Below are 15,061 nucleotides of genomic sequence, written 5' to 3'. Positions count from 1 at the left end.
ATGGATTGACCCGCGGCTACCCTTACGTAAAGTCGCCGCGCTTTGCAAAGGCGGGGCCCATGTTGAAAGGATTGTCCTTGCGCGCCAGGCTGCTGGCGCTGCTCGGCGCGACGCTCGCGACCGGGCTCGCCCTCGGCGTCGGCCTCTTGATGCTGCACGCCGCTTCGCGCGTGCGCGCCGAATCGGACAGCACGGCGCGCCTCGCGCGGGAGTTCGTAGCGACGGCGCTGGCCAGCGTCGAGGAGAGCGACGATCCGCTCGCGGCGCTGCGCGACCGGCTCGCCGAGGTGGAGCGGCTGCGGCACATTCATATCTATATGGCCGGCTCCGGCGCGGCGGGGGCGCGGATGGGGGACTGCCGGCGCGCGCCCGGCTGGTTCGCGGCGCTGGTCGCCGGGCCGCCCAGCGAGACGCGCATCGCGCTCGACGGCCGCGGGCGCCTGCGCGGGGAGCTGGCGCTCGCCGCCGATCCCGGGGACGAGATCGACGAGATTTGGGAGGAGGTGTGGGCGCTGGCGCTGGGCGCGGCGGCTCTGGCGCTCGCCGGCTTCGGCGTGGTGTCGGTGGTCCTCTCCCGCGCCCTCGCGCCGGTCTCCACTCTCGCCGAGGCGCTGCGGCGCATAGAGCAAGGCGATCGCGACGTGCGCATGGCCGCCGGCGACGCGCCGGAATTCGTCGCCATCGCCGGACGGGTCGATGCGCTGGCGGAGACGCTCGCGCGCTTCGACGCGGAAAACCGCGCCTTGGTGGAGCGCATCATCCATGTGCAGGACGAGGAGCGGCGCGACATCGCCCGCGATCTGCATGACGAGATCGGGCCCTTTCTGTTCAGCATTCGCGCCGGGCTCGGCGCGCTCGCCCGCAAGCTCGAGGGCGCGCGTCGGGAAGATTGCCTGAATATCGACGCGCAGCTCGGCGCGCTGCAGCAGGTCAATCGCCGCATTCTCGGCCGGCTGCGGCCGGCGGCGCTGGACGAGATGGGCCTCGAGGGCGCGTTGCAGGCGCTCGCCCAAGGCTGGCGCGATCTCGATCCCGATGTCGCGCTCGGCCTTCATATCGACGAGACCGGGGAGCCGCTCGACGAGTCGATCGCCCTCACCGCCTATCGCATCGTGCAGGAGGGGCTCACCAATGTGTTCCGCCATGCGAGCGCCACGCGCGTCGATGTGTCGGTGGAGCGCATAGAGGCCGGCGGCAAGACGGAATTGCGCGTCACCGTGCGCGACGACGGCGCCGGCGTGCCCGAGGGCGCGCGCGAAGGCATTGGGCTGCGCGGCATGGGCGAGCGCGTCGCCGCCCTCGGCGGGCGGCTGACGCTGGAGACCGCCACGCCGCGCGGCGCGCTGCTAGTGGCGCGTCTCCCTCTCTAGAGATATCGTCCGTCGACCATTGTGCGGCGCAAAATGAAATTGCGCGCCGCAGAGGGAAATTTTTCACGCTCACGCTCGCGCAGAGAAAAGGATTCGTGGCGTTTTCGTGACTTCGTCTCAGCGCGACGATCTGCCTCTCGCCAAGCCTCTTCGGATAGTTTATGTAGCAAAACGCACAAAGCGGGAGCAGCGCGGTTCCATCGCGCAGGCGTTTCGCGCGGGGCCAAGAGTATCGGCCTCCTATCGCGGTATGAAGGGTCGTCACATGGACTATCGGCGCTTTTTCGAGACGGCGGTCACTCGTCTCCAGGAGGAACGCCGATATCGGGTCTTCGCCCATCTCGAACGCTGTGTGGAAACCTTTCCGCAAGCGGTCTGGCACCGCGACGACGGATCGACGCGCGATGTGACGATCTGGTGCTCCAATGACTATCTCGGCATGGGGCAGCACCCGGATGTGATCGCCGCAATGGTGGAGACCGCTTCGCGCGTCGGCGCCGGCTCCGGCGGCACGCGCAACATCTCCGGCACCAGCCATGCGATCGTGGAGCTGGAGAGCGAGCTCGCCGACCTTCATGGCAAGGAGGCCGCGCTCGTTTTCACCTCGGGCTGGATTTCCAATCTCGCGGCCATTTCGACGATCGCCGATCTTCTGCCCGATTGCGTCATTCTCTCCGACGCCTCCAATCATAATTCCATGATCGAGGGCGTGAAGCGCTCGCGCGCCGAGCGCAAGATCTTCCGCCACAATGATCTCGCCCATCTCGAGGAGCTGCTGATCGAGGCCGGCGCAAGGCCCAAGCTCATCGTCTTCGAGAGCCTCTACTCGATGAACGGCAACATCGCCCCGGTCGCCGAAATCGCCGCGCTCGCCGAGCGTTATGGCGCGATGACCTATATCGACGAGGTTCATGCCGTCGGCATGTATGGCGCGCGCGGCGGCGGAATCTGCGAGCGCGAGGGCGTCATGCATCGCATCGACGTCATCGAAGGCACGCTGGCCAAGGGGTTCGGCACGCTCGGCGGCTATGTGGCGGGCGACCGCGTGGTCATCGACGCCATTCGCAGCTATGCGGCCTCCTTCATATTCACCACCGCCTTGCCGCCGGCCGTGGCCGCCGCGGCGACGGCCGCCGTTCGGCTGCTGAAGGCGCGTTCCGATTTGCGCGCCGCGCATCAGCGCGCCTCGCATATCACCAAGCATGCGCTGGCTGCGGCCGGCCTGCCGGTGCTGGAGAATGGCTCGCATATCGTGCCGGTGATGGTGCGCGACGCCGAGCTGTGCAAGGCGGCGAGCGACATGCTGCTCGAGCGCCACGACATCTACATCCAGCCGATCAATTATCCGACCGTCGCGCGCGGATCGGAGCGTCTGCGCATCACCCCGACGCCGCGCCATACGCCGGAGCATATCGTCGCTCTGGTGGAGTCGGTGGCGGATGTGTGGCACACGCTCGGCATCCCCTTCGTGGAGCCGCCGCAGCATCTGCATATCGACGCGGAGAGCCGCGAGCGCTGTACCTATCCCGAGATCAAGCTCGCCGCGCAGTGAGCGGTGGATAAAGCGAAACCCAAAAGGTTCGCGTCTCCTTCTCCCGCCTGCGGGAGAAGGTGGCCCTCGCGTCAGCGAGGGTCGGATGAGGGTCCGCGCCGCCCTTGCGCGCTGAAATCGTCATCGTCCCTGGAAACCGCCCTCACCCGACCCCGCCAGAGCCCGTCGCTCGCGACGGGCGTCCTCACGGACGCCCTGTGGCGGGGCCACCTTCTCCCACGAGTGAGAGAAGGATTCGCGCTCAAAGGGTGTGGGTGTGGGTGTGCGGGCGCCGGCGCTGAGGCCACAAAAAAGCGCGCTTCCTTCTCCACGAGTGGCAGAAGGAAGCGCGCTCGATTCTTGCGCTTTACTGCACCAGCTTGGGCTGGCTCGGCCGGGGCGTCTCGTTCTCTTGCAGAATGCCGAGGCGGCGGGCCACTTCCGTATAGGCCTCGACGAGGCCGCCCATGTCGCGGCGGAAGCGGTCCTTGTCGAGCTTGTCGTTGGACTTGATGTCCCACAGCCGGCAGGAGTCGGGGGAAATCTCGTCGGCGACGACGATGCGCATCATGTCGCCTTCCCACAGCCGCCCGCACTCCATCTTGAAGTCGACGAGGCGGATGCCGACGCCGAGGAAGAGTCCGGAGAGGAAATCATTGACGCGAATGGCCAAGGCCATGATGTCGTCGATCTCCTGCGGGCTCGCCCAGCCGAAGGCGGTGATGTGCTCCTCGGAGACCATCGGGTCGTCGAGCGCGTCGTTCTTGTAATAGAACTCGATGATGGAGCGCGGCAGCTGCGTGCCTTCCTCCATGCCGAGGCGCTTGGACAGCGAGCCGGCGGCGACATTGCGCACCACGATCTCGAGCGGAACGATCTCCACCTCGCGAATCAGCTGCTCGCGCATGTTCAGCCGGCGGATGAAATGCGTCGGCACGCCGATGTCGTTGAGGTGCTGGAAGACGAATTCCGAGATGCGGTTGTTGAGGACGCCCTTGCCGTCGATCACCTCGTGCTTCTTGGCGTTGAAAGCGGTGGCGTCGTCCTTGAAGTGCTGAATCAAGGTGCCCGGCTCCGGACCCTCGTAGAGGACCTTGGCCTTGCCTTCGTAGATGCGGCGGCGGCGATTCATCGGGATCAACCGGGGCTTGAGAAAATCCATTACTGGCCCGTGGCTCCTCGGTTCGGCTTCAGCGTGACGATCGTCTCCGCCAGAGCGCTAGGCTCGGGAAGAGCGACGTCCCGTCCGAAGCGGCGTTCGCATGGCCGCGGATCGAACCGGGTCCTATCCTGTTCCAGCCGCGGTTACAACCCGCCAGAAGAGACTAGCCGAATCGAGGGGCGGACACAACTTGACCGAATTTTTCGTTAATTGCACGAATGTCATTGGAATCTAGGCCGAATCTCCTAGATTCGATCCTGCGCCATCCGAGCGCTTGCCGAAGGAAACATCCGAGGGTCGTCATGAGCATATTCGACAACCGGGAAGAGACTTTCGAAAAACGCTATGTCCATGAGCAGGAGCTCCAGTTCCGCGCCGAGGCGCGGCGCAATAGGCTTTTCGGCCTTTGGGCGGCGGAAAAGCTCGGCAAATCAGGGCCGGAGGCGGAGGCCTACGCCGAGGCGCTGGTGGTCGCCGAGGCTTCCGCGAATGCCGATGAGCAGGTGTTTTCCACAGTGAAGGCGGATTTCGCGGCGGCGGGCGTCGAGCAGTCCGACCATCAGCTTCGCCGCACCCTCGACGAATTGCTGGAGACGGCGCGGCTCGAGCTGAAACAGGGCTGAGCGCGCGGAGAGGGCGCGCTTTACCCTTCCTTTATCCGCGCGGGCCACCACTTATCCCATGCGCGATTCCCCAAGAGCCGCAACCAAAAGATCGGGCGCCGCCTTTCTGGCGGCGCCCGATATCGTCGCGGAGGCGCTCGCCTGGCTGCAGCATCTCTCCGGGGAGAGGCGCGCCTCCCGCCACACGCTCGACGCCTATGCGCGGGACGCGCGGTTTTTCCTCGCCTTTCTCGCCGAGCATAAGGGAGCGCCGGCCGACGCCGCCACATTGAGCGCGCTCTCTCCCGCCGACATACGCGCCTTCATGGCGCGGCGGCGGACCGAGGGGCTCGAGAATCGCTCGCTGCTGCGGGCTCTGGCCGCTGTGCGCTCGCTCATGCGTTTCCTCGAGAAGAAGGGCCTCGCCAAGACCGATGTCTTCGGCGCCATCCATGCGCCCAAAAAGCCGCACAGCCTGCCCAAGGCGCTGAGCGTCGCCGACGCGCGTGATCTCACCCGCGCCGAGACCCGCGCCGGCGAGGCGCGCGAGCCTTGGGTTCTCGCCCGCGACGCCGCCGCTCTGGCGCTGCTCTATGGCGCGGGATTGCGCATTTCGGAGGCGCTGTCGATCGAGCGCGACCGCGCGCCCATCGGCGCGGTGGATCGCATCGCCATTACCGGCAAGGGCGGCAAGACGCGCGTCGTGCCGGTCATCGAGCCGGTCCGGCGTGCGATAGAGGAATATATCTCGCTCTGCCCCTATCAGCTCGCCGGCGGGCCGCTCTTCGTCGGCGCGCGCGGAGGGCCGCTCTCGCCACGCATATTGCAGCTCGCCGTGGAGCGCATGCGCGGCGCGCTGGGCCTGCCGGCGAGCGCCACGCCCCATGCGCTGCGCCATTCCTTCGCGACGCATCTGCTCGGGCGCGGCGGCGATCTGCGCAGCATTCAGGAGCTGCTCGGCCACGCCTCGCTCTCGACGACGCAGATCTACGCCGCCGTCGACAAGAACCGGCTTTTGGATGCCTGGCGCTCGGCGCATCCCCGCGGCCGCGACAGTTCGAAATCGAATTGATTTTGCTTACATTCGGATCGATCTCGTCAAGCGCTTCCTCGCTGAAATTTTGAATCTCGGCGAGGTCTCGCCTTTTTCTGGCTCCGCCCTTCCTTCCTAGCGAACCTGCCGGTTTTTCGTTTCGTGCTCTCGCGCACGCCCGCGATTTTCTGGCTCAGGCAGGTTGACGGCGTCCCGTGGGGACGGGCGCCGACGATCGGTGGAGGGGAAAATGGGTCAGACGCCGAGACTGTCGCTGCTCGGAGTGGTGCTCGCCATGGCTTTCGCCTATGGCGTGTGGATCATCGTCACCTCGGGACAGGCGGCTTCGGCCGACGCCTGCCTCGGCTATGCGCTCTGCCGCTGAGCGGCGGAGCGAGGCGTTTGCTCACGCCGCGTCGCGGCGGCGGACGCGGGCGCGCAGCAGGGCGAGCTTGCGCAAGAACAGCGAGCGGCCCTCCTCGCCCAGAACGCGGGAAATCTGCGCCATCAGAAAATCCTTCGCCTCCCGAATCTTCTGCTTGAACGGCTCGACCCGCTCATGCGCCCAGCGGCTGACGCGCAGCGTCAGATCATAGACGCGCGCGAACCAGGCGAGCTGCAGCAGCTTCTCTCTGCTGGCGTCGAAGAGGAAAGAGGTGACGCCGAGGGCCAGCGTCTTGGCGGCGAGGATCACCGCCAGCCCGGTGAGCACATGGCCATGGGCGATGGCCGCCACCGCCAGCAGCTTCAAGGGCAGGATCGTGATCGCCGGCAGAGCGAAGACGGCCAAGGTCGCAATGGGCGTGAGGCCGGCGATGAAGCCGCGAAGCTGCGCCTCCAGCTCCTTTACGCCCAGCGCGTCGGCGAGGCGCAGCAGCCACAGCTTCACATGGTCCCACAGCCAGCTCTCGACGAGGAACAGCACGGCGAGGGTGAACCAGAATGCGCGCGTGAGGCGGCGGCCGATCGATTCCATGGTGTTTCGTCCTGTTCCCGGGCGTTTCGTTCTGTTCCCGCTCCATCGTGGCGCCCATGCGCAAAGGGTTGGAGCCGTGACAGAAATATGCGCTCTGTTCCGGCTGCGCCACAACTTCGCGGCGATCGTGGGCGGCCTCGAGCGCAGGCCGCGCCTTGACGAGTGCCTTGGGGCGTATTCTACTATAGTAGTTCTATAGACATTGGAGATAACAAATGCGCTTCCTCACGGCCGCCGCCGCTCTCGGCGCTCTCTTCCTCACCTTCTCCGGCGCCTCTGCGGCGGAGGGCGAGAATAAGGGCGTGAAGCAGAAATTCTCCCTCACTTTGGACGGGGCCAAGAAGGCCGCCGCCGCCGCCGAGGCGGAAGCCGTCAAGAACGGCTGGAATGTGGTGATCGCCATTGTCGACGACGGCGGCAATCTCCTCTATCTGCAACGCCTCGACGGCACGCAGGCCTCCTCTTCCGAGACGGCGACGCGCAAGGCGCGCACCTCGGCCCTGTTCAAGCGTCCGACCAAGGCGCTCGAGGACGCCGTCGCCGGCGGCCGCGTCGCTTTGCTGAGCCTGCCCAATGTCACCCCGCTCGAGGGCGGCGTTCCGCTCGTCTACAAGGGCGAGATCATCGGCGCGATCGGCGTTTCCGGAGCGACCTCGCAGCAGGATGCGCAAGTCGCGAAAATCGGCGCCGACACTCTGACCCCGTGAATTTTTCGCGCGAGGACGTCCGCGCTCCCCGATTTTTCGGAGCGCGGACGCCCTTTCGATCAGCACTCGCTCACCACTGCTGCTAGCACTTTGTTTTTAAAAGATTATTCGGCATTCGCCTTGCATGATGATCGCAGTCGAACCTATCGTTCTCATGCGATCGAAGAGGAGGCGTCTCATGGCGTCGCGCGAATTTCGCCGAATGCTCGAAGGCTATGGGCTGACGACGGCCAATATTTTCTACCGTCTGCCCGATCACCCCGCGATCATGCAGTCCTACATTTGGCAGGACTACGATCTGTAGCCTGAATTTCCGCAATTGCGGAAGTTTCTGGATTTTTGGCAGAAGAGCCTCGACGGGCGGCTCCACTCGGTGCAAGTGGCGCATAGCGGGCTCATTCGACCGGCGGAAGTCTCCTTGGTGGACAAGGAGTTCCGTCTGCACTGAGGGCTTCGAGGCCGGCCCCCTCGCCCTGAGGAGCCCGCATAGCGGGCGTCTCGAAGGGCGGCCTCGCCCCGTCTCCTGGAGCGTCCTTCGAGGCTTTTCGCGTTCCGCAAAAAGCGCCTCAGGACGAGGGGGCTGGAATTGCGAGCCTGTCACATATGGATCGAGCGCTTGGCGACGCCGAGCGCCGCTTCCTTTATCGCCTCCGACAGCGTCGGATGCGCGTGGCAGGTGCGGGCGAGGTCTTCCGCCGCACCGGAGAATTCCATCAGCACGCCGCCTTCGGCGATCAGCTCGCCGGCGTCCGAGCCGAGAATATGCACGCCGATCACGCGATCGGTGGCGGCGTCGGCCAGCACTTTGACGAATCCCTCCGTCTGCCGACTGGCGCGCGCGCGGCCATTGGCGGCGAAGGGGAATTTGCCGACATTATAGGCGATTCCCGCCGATTTCGCCTCTTCTTCGGTCAGGCCCACCCAGGCGACCTCCGGCTTGGTGTAGACCACAGAGGGAATGACCCCGTAATTCACATGTCCCGCCTGGCCGGCGAGGATTTCCGCCACGGCGACGCCCTCCTCCTCGGCCTTATGGGCGAGCATGGCGCCGCGCACCACATCGCCTATGGCGAAAATGCCCGGCACATTGGTGCGGAAATGCTCCTCGATGACGACGCGCCCGCGCTCGGTGGCGATGCCCGTCTCCTCGAGGCCGAGGCCCGCCGTATAGGGAATGCGCCCGGTGGCGATCAGCACTGCGTCGGCCGTTATCGGCGTGCCGCCGCCGCCCTTGGTGGAGGCGTAGGAGACGGAGACGCCCTCCGGCGTCTTGTCGATCTTGGTGACCTTGGCGGCGAGATGGAAGGCGAAGCCCTCCTTCTCGAGAATCTTCTGGAAGCGGGTCGCGACCTCGGCGTCGGCGCCCGGCAAAATGCGGTCGAGATATTCGATCACCGTCACCTGCGCGCCGAGCCGTCGCCAGACCGAGCCGAGCTCGAGACCGATGACGCCCGCGCCGACGACGACGAGATGCCTCGGAACCGATTCGAGCTCCAGCGCCCCGGTGGAGGAGAGGATCGTCTTCTCGTCGAAGGCGATCTCCTTGCCGTCGACATCGCGCAGCGGCGCCACGGCGGAGCCCGTCGCTATGACGATATATTGCGATTCGAGAATCTGCGTCGCGCCATTCTCGCCCGTCACCTCGACGCGGCCGGCGCCGAGAATGCGGCCGGCGCCATGGTAGGAATCGATCTTGTTCTTCTTGAACAGAAAGGCGACGCCGCCGACATTGGCGGCGACCGTGTCGGCCTTGTGCTTCATCATTTTCGCGAGATCGAGCCGCGGCGGCTCGACGATCACGCCGAGATCGGAAAGGCCGTGGCCCGCCTCCTCGAACATGTGAGAGGCGTGCAGCAGCGCCTTGGAGGGGATGCAGCCGACATTGCCGCAAGTGCCGCCATGGGTCGCGCGCTTCTCGACGACGGCGGTCTTGAGGCCGAGCTGCGCCGCGCGAATCGCGCAGACATAACCGCCCGGCCCCGTGCCGATGACGATGAGATCATATGCCATCCGCCAACTCCTTTGTCGCGCTGCGATCGATCGCTAGATAGCTTTTATGCAAGGAGAATATCCGCTTCGCAGGGGTGAGGTCGAACCATTTCTTCTGCGAGCGCGTCATGCGCCCGCCGATTGCGGCGCCAGCAGCCGCTCATAGGCGTCCAGCGTCGCGGCGCACATGCGCTCCACGGAAAAATGCGTCTGCGCATGGAGCCGCGCGCGCGCCGTCAGCGCCTCGCGGGCCGAGGGGCGCAGCTCCAGCGCCTCGCGAATCGCACGCGCCAGCGCGGCGGCGTCGCCCGGAGGCGCGCGCCAGCCGGTGGAAGCGGCCGCGTCCACTTGCGGCGGGGCGAGCACGGTTTCGACCGCCGCGCCGATATCCGAGACGACGATCGGCGCGCCCATCGCCTGCGCTTCTATGGCGACGCGGCCGAAGGCCTCCGGCGTCGTCGAGGGCGCGACGGCGACGGCGGCGGCGAGATAGGCGGCCGGCATATCGGCGCAATGGCCGGTCGCGCGCATGATTCCAACGAGACCAGCGCGCGCGATATGCGCCTCCAGCTCGGCGCGGAAGCCGGCGCTCGGCGCGTCTCCCGCCAGAATGAAACGCACATCCGAAAAACCTTCGGCGACGAGCAGCTTCGCCGCCTCGATCAGCGTCGCATGGCCCTTGCGCGCCGAAAGTCGCGCCGGCAGCAGCACCACGCGCTCGTGCCGCGCCACGCCCCAGGAGGAGCGCACGCGCTCGACGCGGGCGGGTTCGACGGCGGAGGGCGAGAAGGCGCGCAGATCGAGCCCGCGCGCGATGACGACGATGCGCTGCGTCGCCTGCGGAAACAGCTCGGCGATGTGACAGGCGGTGAAGCGCGAGTTGGCGATGACGAGATCGCCCGCCGCCATGATGGAATTATAGCGCTGCTTGATGACCGAGGCGCCGCCATAGATGCTGTGATAGGTGGTGACGAAGCGCGCGCCCGCCCGCCGCGCGGCGTGATGCGCGACCCAGGCGCAGGCCCGCGAGCGCGCATGCACGATATCGACGCCCTCCTCGCGCAGAATGCGGGCGAGGCGGTAGGAGTTGAGCGCCATGGCGAGCGGATTTTTCGTCGCGGCCGGAAAGGGGAGCCACACTCCGCCCTTGGCCTGCAGCTCGCTGACCATGCGGCCGCCCTCCGAGGCGACGAGCGACCGTGCGCCGGCCATATGCAGCGCCTCGGCGATATCGATCGTCGTGCGTTCGGCGCCGCCCGATTGGAGGGCCGGCACGATCTGCAAAATGGCGCGACCGGCGAGGGGACGGCTGGTCGAGGGGAAGGCGTGGAAATTCTCTAGCATGGAGCCTAGCTGCCCAGTAAACGAGATCGTCGTCTTGGTCGAGAGGCGGGGGCTCTCTTCGCCCCAGAAATGGGCCGGCAATATGGCCCCTTTGGTCCCAGGATCGGACCATGTTACTGAGCAAGCGATGAAATTCCTTTAATTTGCGGGCCGGCGCGCCCGCGCGGCGGGGAGACGGTGGCTGTGGACGGCGTCGAGGAGGGGCTGAGCTTCGTCGATCTTTCCCTCGCGGGGCGGGAGCCCTGGCGCATCGCCCGGCGTTTTCGCGCCGCTCGCGGGGCCGGGGCGGAGCGCCCGGGCGTGATGCTGCTGGGCGGCTTCAAATCCGACATGCAGGGCTCCAAGGCCACGCATCTCGACGCCTGGGCGGAGCGCGAGGGGCGCGCCTTCCTGCGCTTCGATTATTCCGGCCATGGCGAATCGAGCGGATGTTTCGAGGATGGAACGATCGGCGATTGGCTGGCGCAGAGTCTCGCCGTCCTCGAGGCTTCGACGCGCGGCCCGCAAATTCTCGTCGGCAGCTCCATGGGCGGCTGGCTCGCTCTGCTGATGGCGCGTCGTCTCGCCGAACAAGGCCGTCGCCCGCACGCTCTCATGCTCATTGCGCCCGCTGTCGATTTCACCGAGGAGCTCATCTGGAAGAACGCCGACGACGATATTCGCCGCGCGATTCTCGAAGACGGCGCATGGATGCGTCCGTCGCCCTATTCGCCGGAGCCGACGCCGATCACGCGTCGGCTCATCGAGGAAGGACGCGCGCATCTCATGCTCGAGGACGTCATTCGCGTGAATGCGCCCGTGCATATAATGCAGGGAATGCGCGACGAGGATGTGCCCTATCGTCATGCGTTGCGGCTGATGGAATGTCTCGCCTGCGATCCTGTCGTGCTGACCTTGGTGATGGAAGGCGATCATCGTCTTTCGCGCAGCGAGGATCTCGCGCATCTCACAGCTACGATAGAGGCGCTCTGACAAATGTGCGTGAGCTGAGCAGTACCGCGCATTAGGCATAACGGCTTCTTTGCGAAGCGCGAAAGCATTCAATAAACATTGTCCCATTAACCTCCATTCTTAAGGAAGGCGCCATGTCAGGCGCTCTTGATCGAGAGACGCGAATGTTCGCGGACATTCCCGCGCGCGTCACCCGATCGGGCCTGGGAATGAAGAGTCATGATGCTCTCGAGAACAGCTTTGCCGCTGGTGTTCTTCGCGGCGATTTGGTCGACGGCGCGCGCCGCCGATTGGTATACGGGCGCCCCCACGCCGGAGGCGTCGGCGCCGCCGCCTCCGGCCACGCCTCAGCCGACGGTTTCCATCGATCTTTCCGTCGACGGCACGTCGCGCAGCTCCATCGCCGGCGCCGCGATCGGCAAGATCGCGCCCTTCGGCTCGCTGGTGGAGAGCGGACCGCGCATTCGCGTTTCCACCGTCATCGGCAAATACGCCTATGACGCCAGCGATCTTCCCGTCTACATCCCCGTCGGCGCCGCTTTCATTCCGAGCAATACCGGCTATGGCCGCGTGCATGGAACGCTGGAGGACGGCTCCTTCATGGTCGGCTATGAGGTCGTCACCAATCAGGGCGGCGTCGCTGTTTATGTCGGCCCGGATGTGATGAATCACAGCCTGTCGCCCTTCGATCCGGGCAATCAGGTGCGCGGCGTCTCCGCCGGCGCCAAGGTCGGCGTCGAGGCTTTCGCGCGGCCGACCGACTCCACCATGGTCGCGCTCATCGCCTATTATTCGACCGTGCATAATTCCTATTACACGCGGCTGAAGTTCGGCGTGGAGCTCGCCGATTATGTCTATGTCGGCCCGGAGGCGCTGGCGCTCGGCGATGATTATTTCGCGCAATGGCGCGCCGGCGCGCATCTCACCGGACTGAAATTCGGCGTGCTGCAGATCGGCCTCTCCAGCGGCTATCTGCGCGATCGCGTGCGCGGCAGCGGCGCCTATGGAATTCTCGACACGCATATCGCTTTCTAGATCGACGGCCGCAGATTTTTCGGCCACCGCCGTTTCATTGTTCGTCTTTGCTCATGGGCGTCGCCATGTCACTCTTGCGTTTTCTCTCCTTTCTTCTTCTCGGCGGCGTCGCCGTCGCTCTCGCCACACAGCCGGTGAGCGTGCAGGCGCAGCTGGCGACCAGCGTTTCGGTCATCTTCCTCCTCGCCCTTTTGTGGAAGTTCTCGCGCGGCGCGGAAGCGCGCCAGCTGTTCATCGCGCTCGCGCTTTTCGTGGTGCTGCGCTATGTCTATTGGCGCATCACCTCCACTCTGCCGCCGCTGTCCGATCCGGTCGGACTCACCTGCGGCTCCATATTGCTCGCCGCCGAGCTCTATTGCGTGGCGATGCTGCTCCTCACTCTCGTCGTCAACGCCGAGCCGCTGAAGCGCGAGCCGGCGCCGCAGATAGAGGACGAGGCTCTGCCGACCATCGATGTGCTGGTGCCGAGCTATGACGAGAACGCCTCCATTCTCGCGACGACTCTCGCCGCGGCGAAATCCATGGATTATCCCGCCGATCGGTTGAACATTTTTCTGCTCGACGACGGCGGCACGGATCAAAAATGCGCGCATCCCGATCCTGCGATCGCCGAGCGCGCCCGCGCCCGCCGCGCCGCTCTGCAGGAGCTCTGCGCCGCGCTCGGCTGCTATTATCTGACGCGCGAGCGCAATGAGCACGCCAAGGCCGGCAATCTCAACGCCGCGCTCGAGCATGTCAGTGGCGACATCGTCGTCGTGCTCGACGCCGATCACGCGCCCTTCCGCTCCTTCCTGCGCGAGACGATCGGCTATTTCTTCGAGGATGATCGGCTCTTCCTGGTGCAGACGCCGCATGTCTTCCTCAATCCCGATCCGATCGAGCAGAATCTGCGCACCTTCCGCCGCATGCCGTCCGAGAACGAGATGTTCTATGGCGTCACGCAGCGCGGATTGGACAAATGGAATGCTGCCTTCTTCTGCGGCTCTGCGGCTCTGCTGCGGCGCGCCGCGCTGGACGAGGCCGGCGGCTTCTCCGGCGTCTCCGTCACGGAAGATTGCGAGACCGCGCTGGAGCTGCATGCGCAAGGCTGGACCAGCGTCTATGTCGACAAGCCGCTCGTCGCCGGATTGCAGCCGGACACTTTCGCCTCCTTCATCGGCCAGCGCGTGCGCTGGTGCCAGGGTATGCTGCAGATTTTCCTGCTGCGCAATCCGCTGCTGAAGCGCGGCCTCGAGCCGCTGCAGCGGCTCGGCTATCTGTCGAGCATGAGCTTCTGGTTCTTTCCCTTCCCGCGCCTCGTCTTCATGCTGGCGCCGCTCGCCTTCATTCTCTTCGATGTGAAGATCTTCGTCTCCAACATAGAAGAGGCCATCGCCTATACCGCGACCTATGTCGTCGTGAACGCCATGCTGCAGAATTATCTCTTCGGCAAGGTGCGCTGGCCTTGGGTGTCGGAGCTGTATGAATATTGCCAGGGCGTGTTCCTGACCAAGGCGATCGTCTCGGTCTTTCTACGCCCGCGCAGCCCCGCCTTCAATGTGACGACCAAAGGCCTTCCGCAGACGCAGGATCGTCTCAGCGAGCTCGCCTGGCCCTTCTTCGCCATCTACGGATTGCTCGCGCTCGGCGCCGGCGTCGCCGTCTATCGCTGCGTGGCCGAGCCCGGCGTGCGTCAGCTGATGTTCTTCGTCGGCCTGTGGAACATGTTCAATCTCGTCACCGCCGGCGTCGCGCTCGGCGCTGTGGCGGAACGTCGTCGCCGCGAGACGCATCCGCGTCTTCCGGTGGAGCGGCGCGGCGCGCTCGCGCTCGGCGAGGAGCATGTTCGCGTCGCCATAGAGGAGGTCTCCGCCGGCGGCTGCCGCCTGCGCGCCGCCACCGACGCCGACGCCAAAGCGCTCGCAGCGGCGAAGGAGATGGAAGGGCGTCTCTATATCGACTCCATCGCCGACGCCGCGCGCCGTCCCAGCCTGTCCGCGCGCATCGTCGGCGTCGCGCCGGATGGACGCCGCCACATCGCCTTCACGCTCTCGCAGCCGCAGGATCATCTCGCGCTCGCCGATCTGATGTATGGCGACGCGACCGCGCTCGAGCGCTTCCAGGCCGCGCGCCGCAAGCACAAGGGCATTATCGCCGGCACGGTGCAGTTTCTCTGGTGGGGCGTTATCGAGCCGCTGCGCGCCTTCGCCTATCTGCGCCCCCGCGCCAGCGAGACCGCGCTGCGCGAGCCGCCGGCCTTCGCCGATCTGTCCAATCTCCTCGGCCGGCGCCAGCCGCGCCTGCGTCCGCCGGCGGAAGCCGCAGCCCCGCGCGCCGCGGAGCGCGCGCCGTCTTCGAAGAATGAAAACGCCTGATCCATTC

The 15,061-nt window shown here is 65.8% G+C and carries 13 protein-coding genes and 1 pseudogene; 10 read left to right on the top strand and 4 right to left on the bottom strand.

Annotated elements, in window-relative coordinates; translation table 11 throughout:
* The first annotated feature begins 59 nt into the window (after positions 1-59).
* Positions 60-1,370 (top strand): histidine kinase, encoded by a 1,311-nt coding sequence (locus EDE12_RS01670; RefSeq protein WP_026599898.1) that lies wholly within the window; start codon positions 60-62, stop codon positions 1,368-1,370.
* A 265-nt stretch (positions 1,371-1,635) separates the two neighbouring features.
* Entirely contained in the window at positions 1,636-2,922 is a 1,287-nt protein-coding gene (hemA, locus tag EDE12_RS01665) for a 5-aminolevulinate synthase (protein ID WP_026599899.1), read from the top strand.
* 346 nt (positions 2,923-3,268) lie between these two features.
* On the opposite strand, the gene purC is transcribed toward hemA, so the two are convergent.
* Positions 3,269-4,063, bottom strand: coding sequence for a phosphoribosylaminoimidazolesuccinocarboxamide synthase (gene purC, locus EDE12_RS01660; protein ID WP_018267133.1), 795 nt, complete (start codon positions 4,061-4,063; stop codon positions 3,269-3,271).
* Positions 4,064-4,365: 302 nt separating this feature from the next.
* On the opposite strand from purC, the gene EDE12_RS01655 reads away from it, so the two are divergent.
* The 3 genes from EDE12_RS01655 (at position 4,366) to EDE12_RS22430 (ending at position 6,083) form a co-directional block, all read left to right on the top strand.
* Positions 4,366-4,686, top strand: coding sequence for a DUF1476 domain-containing protein (locus EDE12_RS01655; RefSeq protein WP_024878308.1), 321 nt, complete (start codon positions 4,366-4,368; stop codon positions 4,684-4,686).
* Positions 4,687-4,744: 58 nt separating this feature from the next.
* A complete protein-coding gene (locus EDE12_RS01650) occupies positions 4,745-5,737 on the top strand; it encodes a tyrosine recombinase XerC (RefSeq protein ID WP_026599900.1) in 993 nt (330 codons plus the stop codon).
* Between the two features lie 211 nt (positions 5,738-5,948).
* Positions 5,949-6,083, top strand: a complete 135-nt coding sequence (locus EDE12_RS22430) for a hypothetical protein (protein ID WP_256388657.1) — start codon at positions 5,949-5,951, stop codon at positions 6,081-6,083.
* Positions 6,084-6,104: 21 nt separating this feature from the next.
* Here EDE12_RS22430 and EDE12_RS01645 read toward each other — a convergent pair whose 3' ends face one another.
* A complete protein-coding gene (locus EDE12_RS01645; protein ID WP_026599901.1) occupies positions 6,105-6,674 on the bottom strand; it encodes a hypothetical protein in 570 nt (189 codons plus the stop codon).
* 215 nt (positions 6,675-6,889) lie between these two features.
* Here EDE12_RS01645 and EDE12_RS01640 point away from each other — a divergent pair, with 215 nt between their 5' ends.
* Positions 6,890-7,381: a heme-binding protein gene (locus tag EDE12_RS01640; RefSeq protein WP_083967461.1), complete on the top strand. Its 492-nt coding sequence runs from the start codon at positions 6,890-6,892 to the stop codon at positions 7,379-7,381.
* Positions 7,382-7,559: 178 nt separating this feature from the next.
* Positions 7,560-7,829, top strand: a pseudogene (locus tag EDE12_RS01635) (usg protein).
* A 149-nt stretch (positions 7,830-7,978) separates the two neighbouring features.
* Here the strand turns inward: EDE12_RS01635 and lpdA are convergent.
* Positions 7,979-9,391 carry a dihydrolipoyl dehydrogenase gene (gene lpdA, locus EDE12_RS01630; RefSeq protein ID WP_026599902.1) on the bottom strand — a complete coding sequence of 471 codons (1,413 nt, stop codon included), beginning with the start codon at positions 9,389-9,391 and terminating at the stop codon, positions 7,979-7,981.
* Between the two features lie 105 nt (positions 9,392-9,496).
* Positions 9,497-10,714, bottom strand: a complete 1,218-nt coding sequence (locus tag EDE12_RS01625; RefSeq protein ID WP_134187963.1) for a glycosyltransferase family 4 protein — start codon at positions 10,712-10,714, stop codon at positions 9,497-9,499.
* Between the two features lie 177 nt (positions 10,715-10,891).
* On the opposite strand from EDE12_RS01625, the gene EDE12_RS01620 reads away from it, so the two are divergent.
* The 3 genes from EDE12_RS01620 (at position 10,892) to bcsA (ending at position 15,054) form a co-directional block, all read left to right on the top strand.
* The gene (locus EDE12_RS01620) at positions 10,892-11,686 is read left to right on the top strand and encodes an alpha/beta hydrolase (RefSeq protein ID WP_036291309.1); all 795 of its coding nucleotides are present in this window, start codon (positions 10,892-10,894) and stop codon (positions 11,684-11,686) included.
* Positions 11,687-11,884: 198 nt separating this feature from the next.
* Positions 11,885-12,700 (top strand): cellulose biosynthesis protein BcsS, encoded by an 816-nt coding sequence (gene bcsS / locus EDE12_RS01615; protein ID WP_051592612.1) that lies wholly within the window; start codon positions 11,885-11,887, stop codon positions 12,698-12,700.
* Between the two features lie 65 nt (positions 12,701-12,765).
* A complete protein-coding gene (gene bcsA / locus EDE12_RS01610) occupies positions 12,766-15,054 on the top strand; it encodes a UDP-forming cellulose synthase catalytic subunit (protein ID WP_245275832.1) in 2,289 nt (762 codons plus the stop codon).
* Positions 15,055-15,061: the final 7 nt, after the last annotated feature.

Source organism: Methylosinus sp. sav-2 (assembly GCF_004366495.1).
Lineage (GTDB): Bacteria > Pseudomonadota > Alphaproteobacteria > Rhizobiales > Beijerinckiaceae > Methylosinus.
This window is presented reverse-complemented; position numbering and strand designations above follow the sequence as displayed.

Bases quoted from the DNA above. Each gene is read 5' to 3' on its own strand.
- EDE12_RS01670 (WP_026599898.1), top strand. From the start codon at position 60: ATGTTGAAAGGATTGTCCTTGCGCGCCAGGCTGCTGGCGCTGCTCGGC.
- hemA (WP_026599899.1), top strand. From the start codon at position 1,636: ATGGACTATCGGCGCTTTTTCGAGACGGCGGTCACTCGTCTCCAGGAG.
- purC (WP_018267133.1), bottom strand. From the start codon at position 4,063: ATGGATTTTCTCAAGCCCCGGTTGATCCCGATGAATCGCCGCCGCCGC.
- EDE12_RS01655 (WP_024878308.1), top strand. From the start codon at position 4,366: ATGAGCATATTCGACAACCGGGAAGAGACTTTCGAAAAACGCTATGTC.
- EDE12_RS01650 (WP_026599900.1), top strand. From the start codon at position 4,745: ATGCGCGATTCCCCAAGAGCCGCAACCAAAAGATCGGGCGCCGCCTTT.
- EDE12_RS22430 (WP_256388657.1), top strand. From the start codon at position 5,949: ATGGGTCAGACGCCGAGACTGTCGCTGCTCGGAGTGGTGCTCGCCATG.
- EDE12_RS01645 (WP_026599901.1), bottom strand. From the start codon at position 6,674: ATGGAATCGATCGGCCGCCGCCTCACGCGCGCATTCTGGTTCACCCTC.
- EDE12_RS01640 (WP_083967461.1), top strand. From the start codon at position 6,890: ATGCGCTTCCTCACGGCCGCCGCCGCTCTCGGCGCTCTCTTCCTCACC.
- lpdA (WP_026599902.1), bottom strand. From the start codon at position 9,391: ATGGCATATGATCTCATCGTCATCGGCACGGGGCCGGGCGGTTATGTC.
- EDE12_RS01625 (WP_134187963.1), bottom strand. From the start codon at position 10,714: ATGCTAGAGAATTTCCACGCCTTCCCCTCGACCAGCCGTCCCCTCGCC.
- bcsS (WP_051592612.1), top strand. From the start codon at position 11,885: ATGATGCTCTCGAGAACAGCTTTGCCGCTGGTGTTCTTCGCGGCGATT.
- bcsA (WP_245275832.1), top strand. From the start codon at position 12,766: ATGTCACTCTTGCGTTTTCTCTCCTTTCTTCTTCTCGGCGGCGTCGCC.